Origin of the sequence: Microbacterium sp. NPDC090014, assembly GCF_044748285.1 — a bacterium.
GTDB lineage: Bacteria > Actinomycetota > Actinomycetes > Actinomycetales > Microbacteriaceae > Microbacterium.
This window is the reverse complement of sequence record NZ_JBIVFS010000002.1, coordinates 178,905-196,926: the sequence shown is the minus strand read 5'-3', so window position 1 is coordinate 196,926 and position 18,022 is coordinate 178,905. Positions and strand designations below refer to the sequence as shown.

Sequence of the window (18,022 nt, the reverse complement as noted above, 5' to 3'; positions counted from 1 at the left end):
AGCTCAGAGGTGAGGCCCCGCACTGCAGTGCGGGGCCTCATTGCATCTCGATGACGTGCGACGCTATCTGAGGATCACCCGCCGTTCGACTGACGGATGCCCTCCCCGTAGGCCTCGAAGGTGTGCACGAAGCCGCCCGCTGGGCCGCTGACGACGAGATATCCGTCGGTCGTCCCCGGTGCGATGGCGATGTTCGTCGCCGACTCGAGCCCCTCGCCCGGCACGCGGATCCTGCCGATCTGCTCACCGGTCTTCGCGAACACCACGATCTCGGCCTTCTCGTGGAACATCTGATAGATGTTGCCCTCGGCGTCGACCGCGGTCGAGTCGATGCGTCCGATCCCGCCGTCGACATGGATGGCGGGGTGGGCCGAGACGACGCGGGTGCGCGTCTCGTCGAGAGCGAAGTAGTCGATCCGGTTCGCGTTGTACTGCGCAACCCAGAGTCCCGCATCCGCCTCGTCGAAGACGATGCCGTTCGGAGAGGGCAGGTCGCCCGCGAGGGTCGACGCCTGCCCGTCGGTGCCGATTCTCACCACACGCCCCGGCGTCTCCCACCCTGGACCGTCCATGCCGCGGGTGTCGGTCACGAACATGGTGCCGTCGGGATGGAACGCGATGTCGTCCGGCAGCATCGCGACGCCGTCGACGTCACCCGAGAAGTGCACCTGCGGGTCCTCTCCCTCGGCCGTGATGCTCATGACACCCCCACCGATGAAGTCGGTGAGGTACAGGCGACCGTCACTCGGGTGGAACTGCGCCGAGGTGAACGCGCTCGTCTCGTCGGTGAAGACCTGATCGACCGTGCGCTCCTCCACGTCGACGCGCAGCACCTTCGCCTCCCCGGCCGGCGCCATCACGTCGACCAGGAAGAGCGACCCGTCTTCGTGGAAGGTCGGCCCTTCGAGCAGCGTCCCTCCGGTGAACTCGTGAGGCTCCGTCGCCTGGAGCAGCTGTTCCGAGATCTGCTGCGCAGGGGGCCCGTCGGATGGAGCATCGGTCTGCGCGGCATCCGGATCGGCGGGCGCACACCCCACCAAGAGAGCCAGCACCCCGACCGCGCACACCGCGGTCGCCGGCGCCGCCCTCATGCCGAGACTCCGATCTCGGCCGACTCGCGCACGCGTTCGTCCGCATCGTCGACGACGAGCAGCTCAGCCATGTCTCCGTCACGCCACTCGCGCAGCAGGCGATGGAAGGCGACCGGTCCCGGTGAGTACGTGAGGCCGCCGATCGTGCGCGAACCCTCTCCGTTGTAGTAGCCCGGCGTGCACTGCGCCTGGAACTCCGACACATCTCTCGAGGTATCCACGACCGTGCGGCACCAGGCATCCTCGGCCTCAGCGGTCGGCTCGATGCGGCGCGCACCGACCTGCTGCGCCCGAGCGATCACGGCGGTGATGTGCAGCGCCTGCTCCTGCAGGATGTGCACGAAGTTCACCGAGTTCGCGTTCTGCATCGGGCCGAGCTGGAACAGATTGGGGAACCCGTGAGTGGTGAATCCGTGCAGCGTCCGCGGGCCCATCCCCCAGGCCTCGAGAAGGGCGCGCCCTCCGCGCCCTGCCACGGGCAGAGTGCCCGACACCACACCCGAGACTCCGACATCGAATCCGGTGGCGAAGATGAGGCAGTCCACCTCGTACTCGCTCTCGCCGACGACGACCGATGTCTCGGTGAGTGCGGTGATGCCGTGGGTGTCGGCCGTGTCGACGAGGGTCACATTCGGGCGGTTGAACGACTGCAGATAGAGGTCGCTGAACCCCGGCCGCTTGCACATGTACCGGTACCAGGGCTTCAGCGAGGCCGCGGTCGACGGGTCGTCGACGATCTCGTCTACCCGGGCCCGAAGCGCATCCATCTTCACGGCGTCGTCGAGCTCCTCCTGCAGCAGCCGATCCTCCTCCGACACGGACCCGTCGATGCTTCCCGAGAGGATGCTCCGCTGCAGGCGGTGAGTCGACGTCCACCCGTCCTGCACGAGTGATTCGACGGGCTCGCCGGCCAGCACCTCGAGGAAGTTGTCCATCCGCTCGCGCTGCCACCCGGGAGAGAGCGTCGCCACCCACTCCGGATCCGTGGGCCGGTTGTCGCGCACATCGACGGTCGAGGGCGTGCGCTGGAAGACGAGCAGCTCGCGCGCGTGCTCGGCCAGGTGCGGGATCACCTGCAGCCCGGTCGCGCCGGTGCCGACGACTGCGACGCGCTTGTCGGCCAGCTTCGCGAGATCCCCGTCGGCGGACCCGCCGGTGTAGGCGTAGTCCCACCGGCTGGTGTGGAAGGTATGCCCCGCGAAACGCTCGATACCGGGGATGCCGGGGAGCTTCGGCTGCGTCAGGGTGCCCGAGGAGGTGATCACATACCGCGCGCGGAACACATCGCCTCGGTCGGTCTCGACGACCCACTCCGCGGCCTCCTCGTCCCACGTGAGACCGGTCGCGCGGGTGTGGCCGACGAAGTCGCGGTAGAGGTCGTAGTGCTCCGCGATCCGCACGGCGTGCTGACGGATCTCCTCGCCCGGTGCATACCTCGTGCTCGGGATGTATCCGGTCTCTTCGAGGAGCGGCATGTAGACGTACGATTCGATGTCGCAGTGGATGCCGGGATAGCGGTTCCAGTACCAGGTGCCGCCGACGTCGCCCGCCTCATCCATCAGCCGCACGGACTCGATTCCCGCGTCGCGCAGCCCGGCTCCGGCGAGCAGCCCGCCGAAGCCTGCCCCGATCACGAGCGCTTCGACGCGGTCACGCATCGGCTCCCGGTCGACCCGCGGCGTGTACGGGTCCTTGGCGTAGTAGCCGTACTCGCCGAGAGCCGATCGATACTGGGTCGCTCCATCGGGGCGGACCCGCCGTTCGCGCTCCTGTGCGTACTTCTCTCGCAGCTCCCGGAGTTTCGCGATCTGCTCATCGGTGCTTCGTGCGTCGTTCGTCATGGTTCCGCCCTCCTGTCGCCCGGGCGCCGGGCGCAGGTCGACGCGAACTGGGGACGGCGTGAACCTGAACCCGACACGACCCCGGATCGGTTCCTTCTCAGAAGGTTAGCCTGAAGCTAAGCAAATGTCGCTGGGAATAGCCCCAGAGCGCGTTACGGTACTGAGGTGAGCAACAACCGGAGGCGTGCGGAGGCACTGGAGAACATCGATGCCCTCACCCTGGCCGTGTCGGTGCGCTCGCTCCCCCGCATGATCGGCTCCCTGTTGAGCACTCAGCTGACGATCCAGCAGCTCAAGGTGCTCACCTCGATCGTGGTGGCGGACCGCAGCACCACCAGCGATCTCGCGTCGACCTTCGATGTGTCCCTCGCCACGATGTCGAAGCTCGTCGAGCGGCTCGTCGACCAAGGGCTCGCCGAACGCCTGACGGATGCTGCGGATCAGCGCGTCCGACGCCTGCTCCCCACGCCTCTCGGGCGGGACGTCATCGGGAAGATCATGGCGGCCCGCCCTGAGATGGGTGCCGACATCCTCGACGGTCTCACGATCGAGGAGTTGGAGTCGCTCGCCGTCGGCCTGCGGGCGATCAATCGACAGCTGCAGGCCGCGGCGACACACGACGACTGATCCGCGCCCTCAGCGAGCCGCGGCGAGACCGCCCGAGCCCGTGAACGCACCGGACTCGGCGACCCGCGTCGTGCCGTCGGGGAAGACCACGGTCGCGCGACTCCCTGCCGGGATGTCCGCCTCGACCACCAGCTCGTCCCCCTCGATGCGCCACTCCACCCGGATCCGCCCCTGAGGGCTGTCGAGGTGCCCCTTCGCCCAGCTGACCCCGCCGCCGGGAAGCGGCGCGATCGTGAACGACTCCCAGGCGATCGACCCCGGATCCTGTCTGAGCCCGAGGGTATGGGTGTGCAGGAAGCGGATGACCGCGCCCTTGCTGTAGTGGTTCAGCGACTCATGGGCGACACCTTCGTCGTCGATGCCCTCCCAGTCCTCCCAGACCGTCGTCGCACCCCTGTCGATCATGTACATCCATGAGGGTGCGCTCCGCTGGAAGAGCAGGTCATAGGCGACATCCGCATGGCCGCTGTCGGCCAAGATCGGCAGCAGGTCCCCCGTCGACAGGAAGCCCGTGCCGAGGTGCGTGCCGGCGTCGCGGATGAGCTCGACGAGTCGCCGCGCCGCCGCAGGGCGAAGAGACTCGGGCATGAGACCGAACGAGAGAGCGCGCACGTAGGCGGCCTGGGTGTCCTGGACGGTTCGCCCCTCGCCGACGACGAACTCGGAACGCCACGCGTCGAGCACGCGCTCGGCGATCGCGGCATACTTCGCCGATTCACCCGTGCGACCGAGCACGGCCGCGGCATCGGCGAGGATTCGGCTCGAACGGTACAGGTAGGCGGTGCCCACCTCTCCCTTGTCCGCCATGAACCAGGCCATCGGGTTGGTCTTGATCGGGTCGAGACGAGACCCGTCCTCGGCTTTGGCGACCGGCTCCGTCCATTCGCCCCAATGGAACGTGCCGTCCCACACGTATTCCTCGTGCGGCAGCGGCTCGGCAGAGCGCTCGACGCGAGAGTGATGCCGGTTCGCACGCGCGGCGCCGAGAACCCACTCGACCCACCGCACCATCGCATCCCAGTTCTCCTGCAGAACCTGAGCGTCGCCATATGCCTCGTACATCTCCCATGGGACGAAGGTGATCGCATCACCCCACCCCGACGAGCCCGTCATCATCGCGAACTGGTCGTCGAGCTTGAGCTTGATGCGTCGGCCGTCGGGCGAGAAGTTCGCGACACGACCGTCGTCCAACTGATCGTCACGCACCGACCGCAGCCACTTGCGGGTGAACCCGAGCACGTCGTACAAGCGGGCGGCGGTCGGCGCGAAGACCTGGTAGTCGCCCGTCCAGGCGAGACGCTCGCGCGTCGGACAGTCGGTGGGGACGTCGACCGCGTTGCCGCGGAAGCTCCAGTCGGCGATCTCGTGCAGCCGGTTGAGATCGGGATCGCTCGACTCGAACGATGCTGTGCGGCGCAGGTCTGTCTGCACGACGCGCATCTGCGCCGTCGCCGGGTCGAAGGGAGCTGCTTCGCGGCGCACTCGCGCGTACTGGAAACCGTGAACGGTGTGACGCGGTTCGAAGACCTCGACCCCTCCGGCCGAGACGACCTCGTCATGCTGCACGAACACGACGTCGGGCTCCCCCGGCTTTGTCGAATCGAGATGAGCAGTGCTCAGGTCACCCTCGGGTGAGACGTACTCGCCGTAGTCGATCACGGTCCGCGTTCCCGCAGGACCGAGATCGGTGAGGCGCACCCAGCCCGAGGCGTTCTGGCCGAAATCGAGAACCCAGGTGTCGTCGTCGACCCGGTTCGCACTCACGACGTCGCGTGTCTCCACGACGCGCATCGGCGGGGCGGGCGACCACGAGATCGAGGGACCGTCGACTGCGCCGACGACCACGGGCTCCGCCTGCCGCTCGGCCGCGCGGAAGTCAGTCGTCTGGCCGTCCATCAGGTCGGCCCGCACGATGGCCGAGGGAGTGCTCGTCCACTCCCCGTCGGTGCGGATCACCCGCCGCGTTCCGTCGGAGAGCTCGAGGTGGAGCTCTGCGCGCGCGGCGAGCGTCGTGCCCCACCCCGCCGGAAGACGGAACGCCCCCACCTGTCCTCGGTACCACCCGTCGGAGAGCTCGATCTCGAGCGAGTTCGATCCGTCGACGAGGAGCCTGGTCACATCGGCGGCCTGCGCGTACAACGTGCGGTCGTACGACGTGGAACCGGGCGACAGCTCGACGGTGCCGACACGCTCGCCGTTCAGTCGAGCTTCGTAGAGGCCGAGAGCGGTCGAATACAGCCGTGCCGACGTGATGTCGCGGGCCTCGAATCGCCGGCCCAGTGTGTGAGCGGGGCGCGCACCGTATCCGGGATCGTCGTGTTCGACGGGACTGATCCACTCGGCAGTCCAGTCCGCGTCGAGCAGTCCGCACTCGAAGGATGCCCAGTCCGACCATCCTGAGAGACGATCCCCGTGGTTCGCACGTGCGCGCCACTGGACCCGCTGACCGCTCGACAGCGGAACCCACGGCCAGTCGATGAAGAGGTGCGCGTCAGCGCCGAGCGGCACCAGTGCCCGACGCTCACCGTCGACGATCGCCTCGAGCTCGAACCCGGTCCACGCCGCCGCGGCGACCGGGACCGTGAACGACAGCCGCGGCGCACCCTCGGAGACGGTGAACTCGTCGCCGCCGCTGTCGATCCGCAGATCGTAGGGCGCTGTGGGCGCGGGAGCCGGGTTCGATGCGAGCGTCATCTCAGCGCACTCCCTTGACCTTGAACATGATGATGAGACCGCCGACGAGCGCGAACACCGCGCCGATCAGATACAGCAGCGTGTAGTTCTTCTCGGCTCCGACCGCACCGATCGTGATGATCAGCGGCGCGATCAGCGGAGCGATCGCACTGGGGATCTTCTGGGCGAACGCCACGACTGCCATGTATCGACCGGATTCGGCGCGGTCAGGGATGATGGCGTAGACGATCGCCTGGTCGACCGTGGCGAACACGGCGATCGCGAGCTGCATGAGCACGGCGCCGATGATGAGCTGCGGCAGCGACCAGGCGAACGCCTCGGCGAGCGCACCTCCGATGAAGATGAAGGCTGCGATGAGCACGAAGAGTCGACGTCGCTTGAGCTTGTCCGAGAGAAAGCCTCCCAGCAGCGCGCCACCGGCGGCGGCGACGACCCCGAGCATTCCGACGGTGGCGACGACACCTGCGACCTCGCGCACCGGCAGGTCAAGACGCTGGGCGTAGAAGAACGTGCCGAAGGTGGTGTTGAAGTAGAGCCCGATGAAGAACACCATGCGTCCGACCCAGTTCCAGGCGAAGTCGGGGTACTTGCGAGCGTTGAAGCCGTAGCCCGAGATGACCTTCTTGAGAGTCACCGACGAGTCGACGACCAGGTCCTTCGAGCTTCCCTCCTTCTTGAAGGTCGGGAGCAGCACGAGCAGCACGACGCCGATCACGGCGGGAACGAAGAACACCAGGAAGGTGCTGTACGACACGGCGTAGGCGATTCCGATGCCGAGCACCGGCGCGACCTGCGTCATCAGACCGGTGAGAGCTGAGACCTTGCCGCGCTGCTCTTCGGGGAGCTTGTCGGCCTGCAGGGTCTGGATCGCCGCTCCGGCGGTCGACCATCCGGTCATCGCGACGACCCAGCCGGCGCCGACGAGGAGCAGGTTCGGCGCGAAGCCGATGATGACCGCGCCGACGAGTCCGAGGGCAGCGCCGAGGAACAGGAACGGCGTGCGGCGGCCGAAGCGAGAGCGCGTCCGGTCGCTCCAGATGCCGATCATCGGGCTGAGCACGAGGAAGATCAGCTGAGCGGTGCCGGTGACGTAGCCGAGCACCTCCTCGTGCCCGGGAGCGAGCTCGGTGATGCGCAGCGCGAGGCCGTAGGCCAGCGGCACCATCATCGCGATCGAGGCGCCGAAGTTCGCGAGCATCAGCCAGAAGATGTAGCCACCGCTCACTCGAGCGGTCGGCTCAGCACCCACGGCAGCGCCCTCGACGGGCGTGCTGTCCGGCGTGTTGCCGCCCACCGGCTGAGCCGCAGCGATCGAGTCGATCGTGTCGCTGCGGTCGAATTCACTCTTGGTCACCTGGACTCCTTCATCGTTCAGTGATCCGCGGCGCCCTCCACTGGGCATCCTTCGCGAGATGTGGTCGACGCATCCGTTTGGCAACCGATTGTCGATCCTGAGCGATAGTAACCACTTTGGTAACAGAAGGCAAAAGTGAGAGGGTGAGAGCATGACGTCACCGCCGACCGCCGAGCCCGCCCCACGCCGCCGAGGACCGAGCGCGACCACCCCGGCGAGACGCGCCGAGATCGCTGAAGCCGCTCTCGCGAGCTTCGCCGAACACGGCTACGAACGGGCGTCACTGCGCGACATCGCCACCCGCGCCGGCCTCACCCACGCCGCACTGCTGCGACATTTCTCCGGCAAGGAGGAGCTGCTGCCCGCCGCCCTCGCCCAGCGCGAGGAGCACGAGGAAGACCTCGCCGCTCGGATCATGACGGCGCACGTGCCCGGCGAGCAGATCCTGAGCGCCGTGCTCGCCGACGAATTCGCGCACCCCGACTTCCAGCGCAACTGGATGGCGCTCACGGTGGCCGCCACGAACCCGGAGCATCCGGCGCACGACTTCTTCCTCGGGCGCCGCGAGCGCATGCGATCCCGTTTCAGCGACGGGCCGCTGCCGACGAGCGACAGCGAGCTGCTGACAGCCGACGAGAAGATCACGCTCGTGCTCGCCATGGTCGACGGGCTGCGGATTCAGGCCCTCCTCGACCCGTCGCGCGATGCGCTCGGCCTGCTGACGATCTTCATGAAGCTCATCGCGGCACAGCCGCCCACCGACTGAGCCTCAGGTCACGCGTCCGTCGCCCGGTCGCGAGACCCGGAGCCAGCGGTAGCCGTACGCCGGCACCTCCAGTTCGACCTCGCCGTCCGGCCCCAGCGCGATCTGGGCGGGATCGAGCAGATCGACGAGCCTCGTGCCCTCAGGCTCGTCCTCCACCCGGAACGAAGTCGTGACCGGCACCTCGGCGAAGTTGTGGAGGGCGATCATCCTGCCCACGTCCGCGGCGAGCGAGTGCGCGAGGAGCGAGGCGGCCGGCTGGTCGATGATCTCGAGCGTTCCCCAGCCGAGTTCCGGCGAGATCCGGTACGCCGAGGTGAGCGCCCGCACGAAATACAGCATCGACTCGCGGTCACCCAGCTGCGCGGCGACGTTCACGTGCTCCGGCGCGTACCCGTCGGACGGTGGCGGAGCGACGAGCCGGCTGGGCGCGGCATCCGAGAATCCCCCGTTCTTGTCGACCGACCACTGCATCGGCGTCCGCACCGCTTCGCGGCCGGGGATCTCGATGTTCTCCCCCATGCCGATCTCCTCGCCGTAGAACAGCACCGGGGTGCCGGGCAGGGTGAAGAGCAGGCTGTAGGCCATGCGGATGCGACGGGGGTCGCCCTCGAGCATCGGAGGAAGGCGGCGGGTGATGCCCCGCCCGAACACGCGCTGGCGCTCATCGGGCGCGAAGGCGTCGAACACCTCCTGACGCTCGCTGTCGCTGAGCTTGTCGAGGGTCAGCTCGTCGTGGTTGCGCAGGAAGTTCGCCCACTGCACCTCGGATCCGAGCACGGGTCGAGCCCGCAGCGCCTCGATCAGCGGAGCGGGGTCCTTGCGGGCGAACGACAGGTACAGCGACTGCATCCCGACGAAGTCGAACTGCATGGTGAGCTCGTCCTCATCATCACCGCCGAAGTACTGCACCTGCTGGTCGTAGGGCAGGTTGACCTCGCCGAGCAGGATCGCCTCGCTCGACCGGCGCTGCAGGAAGCGGCGGATGTCGCGCAGCAGATCGTGGGGCTCGGGGATGCCGGAGCCCTCGGGGATCTCGAGCAGGAAGGGCACAGCATCGACGCGGAAGCCGGAGATGCCCAGCTGCAACCAGAAGCCGATGACCTTCGCGATCTCGTCACGCACCCGGGGGTTGGCGATGTTCAGGTCGGGCTGGTGCTCGTAGAAGCTGTGCTGGTACCACTGTCCCGACTTCTCGTCCTTGCCCCAGATGCCGTTCGCCTGCCCGGGGAAGACGGCGTTCTTCTGTCCCTTCGGAGGTGCGTCGTCACGCCACACGTAGTAGTCGCGATACGGCGAATTCACGCTCCGTTTCGCGGCGAGGAACCACGGATGCCGGTCGGAGGTGTGGTTGATGACCAGGTCGACGATCACCCGCATCCCGCGGTCCCGTGCAGTGCGGATGACCTCGACGAAGTCGCCGTGGTTGCCGAGTCGCGAGTCGATCCCGTAGAAGTCGCTGACGTCGTAGCCGTCGTCGCGGTCGGGCGTCGGATAGAACGGCATCAGCCACAGGCAGGTGACGCCGAGCTGCGAGAGGTAGTCGATGCGCTGGGAAAGGCCCTGCAGATCGCCGACGCCGTCGCCGTTCGAGTCGAGGAACGTCTCGACGTCGAGGCAGTAGATGACTGCGGTCTTCCACCAGAGGTCGCTCGTGTCGGTGATCTTCACAGTCGCTCCTTCAAGGCGGGGATGAGCTCGGATGCTGCGGCGTCGAGGTATCGGGACTGCTCGGAGCCGACGTGATGCAGGTAGACGCGGTCGAACCCGATCCGAACCAGATCCGCGATGCGGTCGGCCAGTGCGGTCGCGTCGTGGTCGATGAGGACGACCTTGCGGAGCCCCTCCTCATCGATCCCGACCAGCGCCGCCTCGAAGTCCTCCGGCTGCTCGAGATCCCAGGTGACCGGAGGCGCGAGCAGTCCGTTCCGCCACTGCTCGCGCGCGATCCCGAACGCCGCATCGTCGCTCTCGGCCAGGCTGAGATGCACCTGCAGGATGCAGGGACCCGTGCCTCCTGCACCCCGGTAGGCATCGACGACGCGCTGCAGTGCGGCCGGTTCCTGCGCGACCGTCGCGAGGCCCTGCGCCCACGACGCCGCCCACTCCGCCGTCTCGGCGCTCACAGCGGTCGCGAACAGCGGCGGCGGTTCAGCCGGTCGGCTCCAGACCCGCGCGCGATGCACGCGCACCAGACCGTCGTGGTCCACCTCCTCTCCCCCGATCAGTCGGCGGATCACGTCGACGCTCTCGCGCAGTCGGTCGTTGCGGATGCTCTTGTCGGGCCATCCGTCGCCCGTCACGTGCTCGTTGACCGCTTCGCCGCTGCCCATCGCCGCCCAGAAGCGGCCGGGGAACATCTCCTCCAGCGTCGCGAACGCCTGCGCGATCATCACCGGGTGATACCGCTGACCCGGAGCATTGACCATGCCGATCGAGAAGCGGGTGCGGGCGAGCGCGGCGGCGATCCAGCTCAGGGCGAAACCCGACTCGCCCTGAGTCGTGGTCCACGGTGCGAGGTGGTCGGAGCACATCGCCCCGTCGAACCCTGCGCGCTCCGCCTCGACCACGGCCTCGAGCAGGGCGCTCGGGGGGATCTGCTCGTGCGATGCATGAAAACCGATGAACACCATGCGCCGAGTCTGGCAACGAACAGCGCGCGGCGGCAGTGGTGGACACTCCGGAACGAGTCTGGCAAGATGCGACGCCCGGATCGGCCCGCGGTCTCAGCTGCCCGGGCTCACGATTCCGAGCTCGTAGGCCAGGATCACCGCCTGGACGCGACTGGGTAGATCGAGCTTCACCAGGATGCGGCCGAAATGCGCCTTGACCGTCGACTCGCTCAGATGCAGCGTCTGCGCGATCTCGCTGTTGGTGAGGCCGCGCGCGACCTGCAGGAAGACGTCACGTTCCCGCTCGGTCAGCGCCGAGAGCGCGCCCTCACGGGCCCCGGGGTTCGGCGGCGCGAGGTGCGGCACGGCGACCTCGATGAGCTTCGCGGTGATGCGGGGTGCGACCACCGCATCCCCGGTGGCGACCGTGCGGATCGCGGCGACGAGCTCGGCCGGTCTCGTGTTCTTGAGCAGGAACCCGGCGGCCCCGGCTTGCAGGGCTCCGAAGGCGAACTCGTCGAGATCGTACGTGGTCAGCACCAGCACCCTGGTCCGCGGCAGACGCGCGGCCAGGTCCTGCGTGGCCCGGATTCCGTCGATCCCCGGCATCCGCACATCCATCAGGATGACGTCGGGGGTCAGCGCGATCGCGGCCTCGACGGCGGAGGCGCCGTCGGCCGCTTCGCCGACCACGTGCACGTCGTCCTCCGCCTCGAGCACGAGACGGAGGCCGTAGCGGACGAGCTCCTGGTCGTCGGCGATCAGCACGCGGATCCGATCGGTGGGTGCGTCCGGGGTCATCCCGCTGCCTCCGTCTGAAGTCGCACGAACACGCGCCAGCCGCCGCCCGGTCGGGGCCCCGCCTCGACGTGTCCGTCATAGAACGCGGCGCGCTCGCGGATGCCGACCAGACCGCGGCCCGGATCGGCGATCGGCACCACCGGCGCGGATCGATCCTCCACGAGGATCGACAGTCCCTCGTCGGCGACGCTGATCCTCACCAGCACGTCCTGCACCTCGCGCGCGTGCCGGAGGACGTTGGTCAGCGCCTCCTGCACGATGCGGTACACCGTGAGCCCGACCATGGCATCGGGGTCGATGGCACCGACCTGCTCGAACCTGACCGGCAGTCCTGCGCTGCGCGATTCGGCGACGAGGGCGGGGATGCGCTCCATGCTGGCCTGCACCCGCTGGCGGTCGACGGCGTCGGTCTCACCGCGGACGGAGGTGAGCAGGCGACGCATCTCGACGAGGGTGCGGCGCCCGGTCTCGGCGACACGTCCGATCGCACGACGCGATTCCTCGGGGCGCGATTCCGCGGATGCCTGCGCACCGTCCGCGACGGCGATCATCACGGCGAGGCTGTGGGCGATCACGTCATGCATCTCCCGCGAGATCCTCTCGCGCTCGAGGACGGCGGCGATGTGCGCCTCCTGGTCCCGCTCTCGGCGCATCTGCTCCGCGCGCTCCACGAGTGCCTGCAGCTCGCGACGCCGATGGCCGACATCGAGTCCGACGAGGGTGGCGATCAGTGCGACGGCGATCACGACCGCGCTGATCCCGAGCCAGTCCAGTGGCCAGGCGTCCACGTCGACCCGCGGCGCCAGCCCGAGCAGGGGCGGACCGACGCGCACCCGGACCGCGAGCACCAGTGCAGCGATCGTTCCGGTCGCCGCCGCGGCGGCGAATGCCAGCCACGCCCGCTGCGGGCGGGCGACGACGCCGCTGCGGTACAGCGCGCCGACGACCAGCACCGCTTCGGCACCGGAGCCGCCGGCGAACGACAGGGGCAGGAGCACGAGCACGACGATGAAGGCTGCCAGCGGATGCCGTCGCGATACGAGAACCGCTGCGACGCCGGCGACGAAGAGCGCCACCAGCGCCCACGCCGGAGTCGTCAGCGAGGACTCGACAGACAGATAGCCGAGCACCAGCGACACGGCCGCGTAGACCCCGAGCATCGCGAGGTCTGATCTCCGCCCACTCATACGTCTCTCGTGCGCAGAGCGAGCGCACCCGCGGCGAGCGCGACCGCTGCCCAGATCGACGCGATGAGCCAGCCAGCGCCGACGCTGATGTGTCCGGCCCACAGATCGAGGAACGGTCCGCCCTCCGCGCCGACACGACTCATCGCGTCGCCCGCGTTGCCCAGCTGTCCGATCCGCAGGATGCGGGAGATCAGACCGTAGGGAAGCAGCGACGTGAGCACGGGAAGCAGCAGAGTGGCGAGGAAGACGATGATCGCGCCTGCGGTCGTCGACCGCACCAGTGCCCCGATTCCCACGCCGAACAGCGCGCAGAGTCCGAGGTACGCGGCCGAGCTGAGCAGGGCGAGCACGACTCCCGGCGCGGCGAGCGGTGCCGCGAGGCCGAACTGCGCGTAGATCGGTGTGGTGAGCGCCCACGCGCTGAACACCGTGATCAGGGCGACAGCCGTGACAGCGGTGGATGCGACGAGCGCTTTCGCGCGCAGTATCCGCAGCCGGTCGGGCACGGCGACGAAGGTGGGCTGAATGGAGCCCGATGCGTATTCGGCCCCGATCAGCATGACTCCGAGGATACCGGCGATGATCTGCCCCAGAACGACGCTCGGCACGGTGACGTCGGCCATGGTGCGTTCGATCGACGGCACCGACGGCGCCCCCGACGATTCCAGCGTCACGCCGAGGAAGAGGCTGCCGCCGATGCCGATCAGGAAGATTCCGATCAGGGCGAGCGCGGCGGAGGGAAGACTGAACAGCTTGATCCACTCCGAGCGCAGCACGTGTCGGAACGCGGGGCGGCGAGTGCGGGCATCCGTTCGTCGGGGACTCGTCGTGATGGTCATCGTCGTGCTCCTTCTTCGGTGTGCTGCGCCCCCGCGCGGTATTCGGTGTCGGTTGCGGTGAGGGCGAGGTAGGCATCCTCGAGCGACCCCTCGATGGTGGCGATCTCATGCAGCACGATCCCCGCGTCGGCTGCCCTGCGAGCGATGTCCTCCGCGTCGAGGTTCTCGATCTCGAGCGCGCCGTCGACCTGCGACGCGACCGTCGCCTCCGGCCCCGCCAGGAGGGCCGCCAGTCGGTCCGCCTCCCGCGTCCGGACGCGCACCACAGAGCGCGTCGCACCGGCGACCACCTCGTGCAGAGGTCCGTCGGCGAGGATCGATCCTCGCCCGATCACGAGCAGATGGTCTGCCGTCTGGGTCATCTCGCTCATCAGATGCGACGACAGCAGCACCGTCTTCCCCTCCCCCGCCAGTTGCCGCAGCAGAGCCCTGATCCACAGGATGCCGTCGGGGTCGAGACCGTTCACCGGCTCGTCGAGGATGATCGTCTGCGGATCCCCCAGCAGGGCGGCGGCGATGCCCAGCCGCTGGTTCATGCCGAGCGAGAATCCCCCGACTCGCCTGTCGGCCACGGCATCCAGACCCGCGATCCCGATCACCTCCCGCACTCGGGCCGCACCGATCGCGTGCGTGGCGGCGATCGCGAGCAGATGCTTGTAGGCGGTACGGCGTCTGTGGGCCGACCGGGCGTCGAGCAGGACGCCCACCTCGCGCAGCGGCGCAGGCAGATCGGCATAGGGGCGACCGTTCACCTCCGCCGTGCCGGCCGTCGGCCTGTCCAGACCCACGATCATTCGCATGGTCGTGGACTTGCCGGCCCCGTTCGGCCCCAGGAATCCGGTGACCGTGCCCGGTTCGACCGTGAAGTCGACTCCGTTCACCGCCACCCGCTCGCCATAGTGCTTGGTCAGAGACTGAACTCGGATCATGTCGCGCCTTTCGTCATCTTCGACGCTACGAACGGCCGCGCACGGGCACATCGGGCTGCGGTCCTGAACAGGGCGAGCGGGCAGTACCTGGGTCTACAGAGTCCTCGCTGCGGGTCGCGTTCTTCGGACTCATCCTCATCAGCCTCTTGGCGCTGTTCTTCTCGCGCGGCATCCCTCAGGAGATCGAGGTCCGTCGACGACGCGAAGACAGGGTCGTCGACGGATGACGGGGTCTGATCATTCCGCGGCGAGCGCCGCCCGCCGGATCAGGCGGTGTCCGCGTGCGGCAGTGCCAGCTCCACGAGGCTCACGACGAACTTCCCCGGCTCCTCGAGCATGCAGAGGTGGGCGGAGTTCTCGAACCAGACGACGTGCGTCGACGGAGTGGACGCGCGTTCGATCCACCGTTCGACGGGTGGCGTGGGAGTCGTCCAGTCATGGCGTCCGAGGAGCTGGAGCATCGGCACGTCGAACACGGTCCTGTCGCTCGCGTCGAACGACAGCAGAGCGGGCAGCACCTGCGGCATGGTCACCTGCTGCCCGACGCTGATGAGTTCCACCTCGTCCTCCGTGTAGTACGGCGAGAGTGCTTCGGAGTCCGTGAAGTACGCGGACTCCGACCGATAGGCAGACAGCCCGCCGTAGTGCTGCGCCCACCTCCTGCATGTCACGATGCGCTCCAGCGTGAGCGGCTGCGCTCCGGGATACTCGCCGAGCGACTCGAGTTCGGCGACGGCGTCGTCGTTCTGATCGGCGATCGCACTGCGCATCGCGAACGCGAAGCTCTCGGCCTCGTTCTCGGGGCCGGAGATCACCTGCCCGACCCCGATGTAGGCCCAGAGCAGATCGGGTCGCCGCTCAGCCACCGTGATGCCGATGATCGTCCCCCAGCTATGGCCGAGGACCCCCACCCTGCGCACGCCCAGTTCGCGCTGGAGCCACGTGATCAGCTCCACGAGATCGTCGACGTACCGCTCGACGCTCAGGTCCATCCCGTCATGCGCGCCGACCGCAGACCTGCCGCTGGCGCGCTGGTCGTAGTTGACGACGGTGAAGTAGTCCTCGACAGCGCGCTGCCAGATCCACGATGACGGCAGAGCGGGAAGCGCCGGTCCGCCGTGGCAGACGACGAGGACCGGGTTGCGGGCATCCCGACCTCGGATCGAGACGAACTGCGCGACACCTCCCAGCTCGACATACGCGGTGCGATCGATCGCGTCGGGGTTGGGGATGCGGCACAGATCCGCGATGACGGCTCGGCCTGTGTCGTCGGTCATGGCAGCCAGAGCAGCCGCGGGACACGGCGATCCGACGTCGCCCGACCTCGAGATGCGAACGGCACCACGACCTCAGGGAGTGACGATGTCGAATGCCGGATCGCCGGCCGTGAGCACCGAGGTGAGCGTGGCGAACGCCGAGGCATCGCCGGTGATCTTCACGCCAGGGCTGTCCGTGTCCCCGGCGACGAGGGCGAGCAGCCGAGGCTTGGTCAGAGACAATGACGCCTGAGCCGTGTCGGAGTCCGCGGCCTTCTCGATGTAGACGAGCACCCCGTTGCGGAGCGTGACACGGAAGTTGCGCGCCTCGTCGGTGAGGGTGAAGTCGAGCGCGACGTCGAGGTCCCACGCACGCGGTCCGTCGACCGAGATGGCGACGGAGTCGAACAGCTGCTCGGCGGTGAGCTGGGCGACGATCTCCGGGGCGTTCGTGGTCGTCGGAGTACCGAAGTTGCCGGTGCGCAGCTCCGTCGCCCCCGACATGTAGAAGTTCCGCCAGGTGCCGTTCTCGGCTCCGTAGGCGAGCTGCTCGAGGGTGGCCGCGTAGAGCTCTCTGACGGACGGGTTCTGCGGTTCGGTGAAGATCGCGTGATCGAGCAGCGTCGCCGCCCACCGGAAGTCGCCCTGGTCATACGCCGCCTGCGCCGCGTCGACGATACGGTCGATCCCGCCGGCCAGAGCCACGTACCGCTCGCCCAGCGCCTTCGGCGGGTGGGGCCACAGGCGCGCGGGATTGCCGTCGAACCACCCCATGTAGCGCTGGTAGATCGCCTTCACGTTGTGGCTGACGCTGCCGTAGTAGCCCCGGGCATGCCACGAGTTCTCCAGAATCGGCGGCAGCTGGATCTCTTCCGCGATCTCCGCGCCGGTCATGCCCTGGTTCGTCATCCGCAGAGTCTGGTCGTGGAGGTACGAATAGAGGTCGCGCTGGAGACCGAGGAATTCGAGGATCTCAGCATTGCCCCAGGTCGGCCAGTGGTGCGAGGTGAAGACCACGTCGGCCTGATCTCCGTAGCGTTCGATCGCCTCGGTCAGGTAGCGCGACCAGACGTGCGGATCGCGGACGAGCGCCCCGCGAAGGGTCAACAGGTTGTGCAGGGTGTGCGTCGCGTTCTCCGCCATGCACAGGGCCCGATACTTCGGGAACAGGAAGTGCATCTCGGCCGGTGCCTCGGTGCCGGGCGCCATCTGGAATTCGATGACCAGGCCGTCGACCGTGTGGGACTCACCGGTCTCAGAGACCTCGGTCGTGGGCGGGATGATTCCAGCGTGGCCGGTGGAAGTGGTCTGCCCCAGGCCCGCGCCGAGCGCCCCCTTCGCGCTGCGCTCGAGAGCGGCGCCGTACATGTATCCGGCCCGCCGCCCCATCGCGGTGCCCGCGTAGACGTTCTCCGCCACCGCTTCGGCCACCGTGCCCTCGGGGGCGATGATCTGCACCCGACCCGACTCGACGTCCTCCTTCGACACGATGCCGAAGATCCCGCCGAAATGGTCGATGTGACTGTGCGTGAAGATGACGGCGACCACAGCGCGGTCGCCGCGATGCTCGCGGTACAGCGACAGCGCCGCTTCGGCCGTCTCCTTCGAGATGAGCGGGTCGACGACGATCACGCCGGTGTCCGACTCGATGAAGCTCACGTTCGACAGGTCGAATCCCCGCACCTGATAGACGCCCTCGACGACCTCGAACAGCCCGTGCTTGGAGACGAGAGTCGACTGACGCCACAGGCTCGGATTCACCGTGTCGGGGGCGTCGCCGGTGATGAAGTCGTAGCTGTCGGCATCCCACACCACATTGCCCTCGTCGTCGTGCACCACGGCGGGACTGATGGTGCCGAGGAAACCGCGGTCCGCCGCATCGAAGTCACGGGTGTCGTCGAACGGCAGCGCCGCCTTCAGCGCCTCCTGCTGCTTCGTGATCGCCGCCGTCGCATCGTTCTGCACCATCGTCTCCTCCTGGGATAGCGACCGCGTCACCGCGGTGGTCGTGTGACTCAGCCTCGCTTC

14 protein-coding genes are annotated in these 18,022 nt (G+C 68.1%); 2 read left to right on the top strand and 12 right to left on the bottom strand.

Annotated features, from left to right (window positions below; genetic code table 11):
• Positions 1-74 precede the first annotated feature (74 nt).
• Together ACIPV5_RS14305 and ACIPV5_RS14300 are read right to left on the bottom strand one after the other, a co-directional pair.
• Positions 75-1,091: an SMP-30/gluconolactonase/LRE family protein gene (locus ACIPV5_RS14305; RefSeq protein ID WP_400341518.1), complete on the bottom strand. Its 1,017-nt coding sequence runs from the start codon at positions 1,089-1,091 to the stop codon at positions 75-77.
• Positions 1,088-2,932 carry a flavin-containing monooxygenase gene (locus ACIPV5_RS14300; RefSeq protein ID WP_400341516.1) on the bottom strand — a complete coding sequence of 615 codons (1,845 nt, stop codon included), beginning with the start codon at positions 2,930-2,932 and terminating at the stop codon, positions 1,088-1,090. Before ACIPV5_RS14300 ends, ACIPV5_RS14305 begins: the two co-directional genes overlap by 4 nt.
• Positions 2,933-3,097: 165 nt before the next feature.
• Here ACIPV5_RS14300 and ACIPV5_RS14295 point away from each other — a divergent pair, with 165 nt between their 5' ends.
• Entirely contained in the window at positions 3,098-3,559 is a 462-nt protein-coding gene (locus ACIPV5_RS14295) for a MarR family winged helix-turn-helix transcriptional regulator (protein ID WP_400341514.1), read from the top strand.
• A 9-nt stretch (positions 3,560-3,568) separates the two neighbouring features.
• Here the strand turns inward: ACIPV5_RS14295 and ACIPV5_RS14290 are convergent, their stop codons facing one another.
• Together ACIPV5_RS14290 and ACIPV5_RS14285 are read right to left on the bottom strand one after the other, a co-directional pair.
• Positions 3,569-6,253 (bottom strand): family 78 glycoside hydrolase catalytic domain, encoded by a 2,685-nt coding sequence (locus ACIPV5_RS14290; protein ID WP_400341512.1) that lies wholly within the window; start codon positions 6,251-6,253, stop codon positions 3,569-3,571.
• A gap of 1 nt (position 6,254) precedes the next feature.
• Positions 6,255-7,607: an MFS transporter gene (locus ACIPV5_RS14285; protein WP_400341510.1), complete on the bottom strand. Its 1,353-nt coding sequence runs from the start codon at positions 7,605-7,607 to the stop codon at positions 6,255-6,257.
• A gap of 151 nt (positions 7,608-7,758) precedes the next feature.
• Between ACIPV5_RS14285 and ACIPV5_RS14280 the strand changes: the two genes are divergently transcribed.
• Complete coding sequence (locus ACIPV5_RS14280; protein WP_400341508.1) at positions 7,759-8,373, top strand: TetR/AcrR family transcriptional regulator; 615 nt, start codon at positions 7,759-7,761, stop codon at positions 8,371-8,373.
• 3 nt (positions 8,374-8,376) lie between these two features.
• On the opposite strand, the gene ACIPV5_RS14275 is transcribed toward ACIPV5_RS14280, so the two are convergent.
• From ACIPV5_RS14275 to ACIPV5_RS14240, 8 genes are all read right to left on the bottom strand, one after another.
• A complete protein-coding gene (locus ACIPV5_RS14275; RefSeq protein WP_400341506.1) occupies positions 8,377-10,041 on the bottom strand; it encodes an alpha-amylase family protein in 1,665 nt (554 codons plus the stop codon).
• The gene (locus ACIPV5_RS14270) at positions 10,038-11,003 is read right to left on the bottom strand and encodes a TIGR03885 family FMN-dependent LLM class oxidoreductase (RefSeq protein ID WP_400341504.1); all 966 of its coding nucleotides are present in this window, start codon (positions 11,001-11,003) and stop codon (positions 10,038-10,040) included. Before ACIPV5_RS14270 ends, ACIPV5_RS14275 begins: the two co-directional genes overlap by 4 nt.
• A 93-nt stretch (positions 11,004-11,096) precedes the next feature.
• Complete coding sequence (locus tag ACIPV5_RS14265) at positions 11,097-11,783, bottom strand: response regulator (protein ID WP_400341502.1); 687 nt, start codon at positions 11,781-11,783, stop codon at positions 11,097-11,099.
• Positions 11,780-12,970: a sensor histidine kinase gene (locus tag ACIPV5_RS14260; RefSeq protein ID WP_400341500.1), complete on the bottom strand. Its 1,191-nt coding sequence runs from the start codon at positions 12,968-12,970 to the stop codon at positions 11,780-11,782. Before ACIPV5_RS14260 ends, ACIPV5_RS14265 begins: the two co-directional genes overlap by 4 nt.
• Positions 12,967-13,809 carry a hypothetical protein gene (locus ACIPV5_RS14255; RefSeq protein ID WP_400341499.1) on the bottom strand — a complete coding sequence of 281 codons (843 nt, stop codon included), beginning with the start codon at positions 13,807-13,809 and terminating at the stop codon, positions 12,967-12,969. The genes ACIPV5_RS14260 and ACIPV5_RS14255 overlap by 4 nt, the downstream gene beginning before the upstream one ends.
• The gene (locus tag ACIPV5_RS14250) at positions 13,806-14,738 is read right to left on the bottom strand and encodes an ATP-binding cassette domain-containing protein (RefSeq protein ID WP_400341497.1); all 933 of its coding nucleotides are present in this window, start codon (positions 14,736-14,738) and stop codon (positions 13,806-13,808) included. Before ACIPV5_RS14250 ends, ACIPV5_RS14255 begins: the two co-directional genes overlap by 4 nt.
• A 266-nt stretch (positions 14,739-15,004) precedes the next feature.
• Positions 15,005-16,015 (bottom strand): alpha/beta fold hydrolase, encoded by a 1,011-nt coding sequence (locus ACIPV5_RS14245; protein WP_400341495.1) that lies wholly within the window; start codon positions 16,013-16,015, stop codon positions 15,005-15,007.
• Positions 16,016-16,087: 72 nt separating this feature from the next.
• Positions 16,088-17,962, bottom strand: coding sequence for an alkyl/aryl-sulfatase (locus tag ACIPV5_RS14240; RefSeq protein WP_394194552.1), 1,875 nt, complete (start codon positions 17,960-17,962; stop codon positions 16,088-16,090).
• Positions 17,963-18,022: the final 60 nt, after the last annotated feature.

Coding starts and splice junctions, on each gene's coding strand:
- ACIPV5_RS14260 (WP_400341500.1), bottom strand. CDS start 12,970: ATGAGTGGGCGGAGATCAGACCTCGCGATGCTCGGGGTCTACGCGGCC.
- ACIPV5_RS14300 (WP_400341516.1), bottom strand. CDS start 2,932: ATGACGAACGACGCACGAAGCACCGATGAGCAGATCGCGAAACTCCGG.
- ACIPV5_RS14280 (WP_400341508.1), top strand. CDS start 7,759: ATGACGTCACCGCCGACCGCCGAGCCCGCCCCACGCCGCCGAGGACCG.
- ACIPV5_RS14250 (WP_400341497.1), bottom strand. CDS start 14,738: ATGATCCGAGTTCAGTCTCTGACCAAGCACTATGGCGAGCGGGTGGCG.
- ACIPV5_RS14270 (WP_400341504.1), bottom strand. CDS start 11,003: ATGGTGTTCATCGGTTTTCATGCATCGCACGAGCAGATCCCCCCGAGC.
- ACIPV5_RS14245 (WP_400341495.1), bottom strand. CDS start 16,015: ATGACCGACGACACAGGCCGAGCCGTCATCGCGGATCTGTGCCGCATC.
- ACIPV5_RS14290 (WP_400341512.1), bottom strand. CDS start 6,253: ATGACGCTCGCATCGAACCCGGCTCCCGCGCCCACAGCGCCCTACGAT.
- ACIPV5_RS14265 (WP_400341502.1), bottom strand. CDS start 11,783: ATGACCCCGGACGCACCCACCGATCGGATCCGCGTGCTGATCGCCGAC.
- ACIPV5_RS14255 (WP_400341499.1), bottom strand. CDS start 13,809: ATGACCATCACGACGAGTCCCCGACGAACGGATGCCCGCACTCGCCGC.
- ACIPV5_RS14240 (WP_394194552.1), bottom strand. CDS start 17,962: ATGGTGCAGAACGATGCGACGGCGGCGATCACGAAGCAGCAGGAGGCG.
- ACIPV5_RS14305 (WP_400341518.1), bottom strand. CDS start 1,091: ATGAGGGCGGCGCCGGCGACCGCGGTGTGCGCGGTCGGGGTGCTGGCT.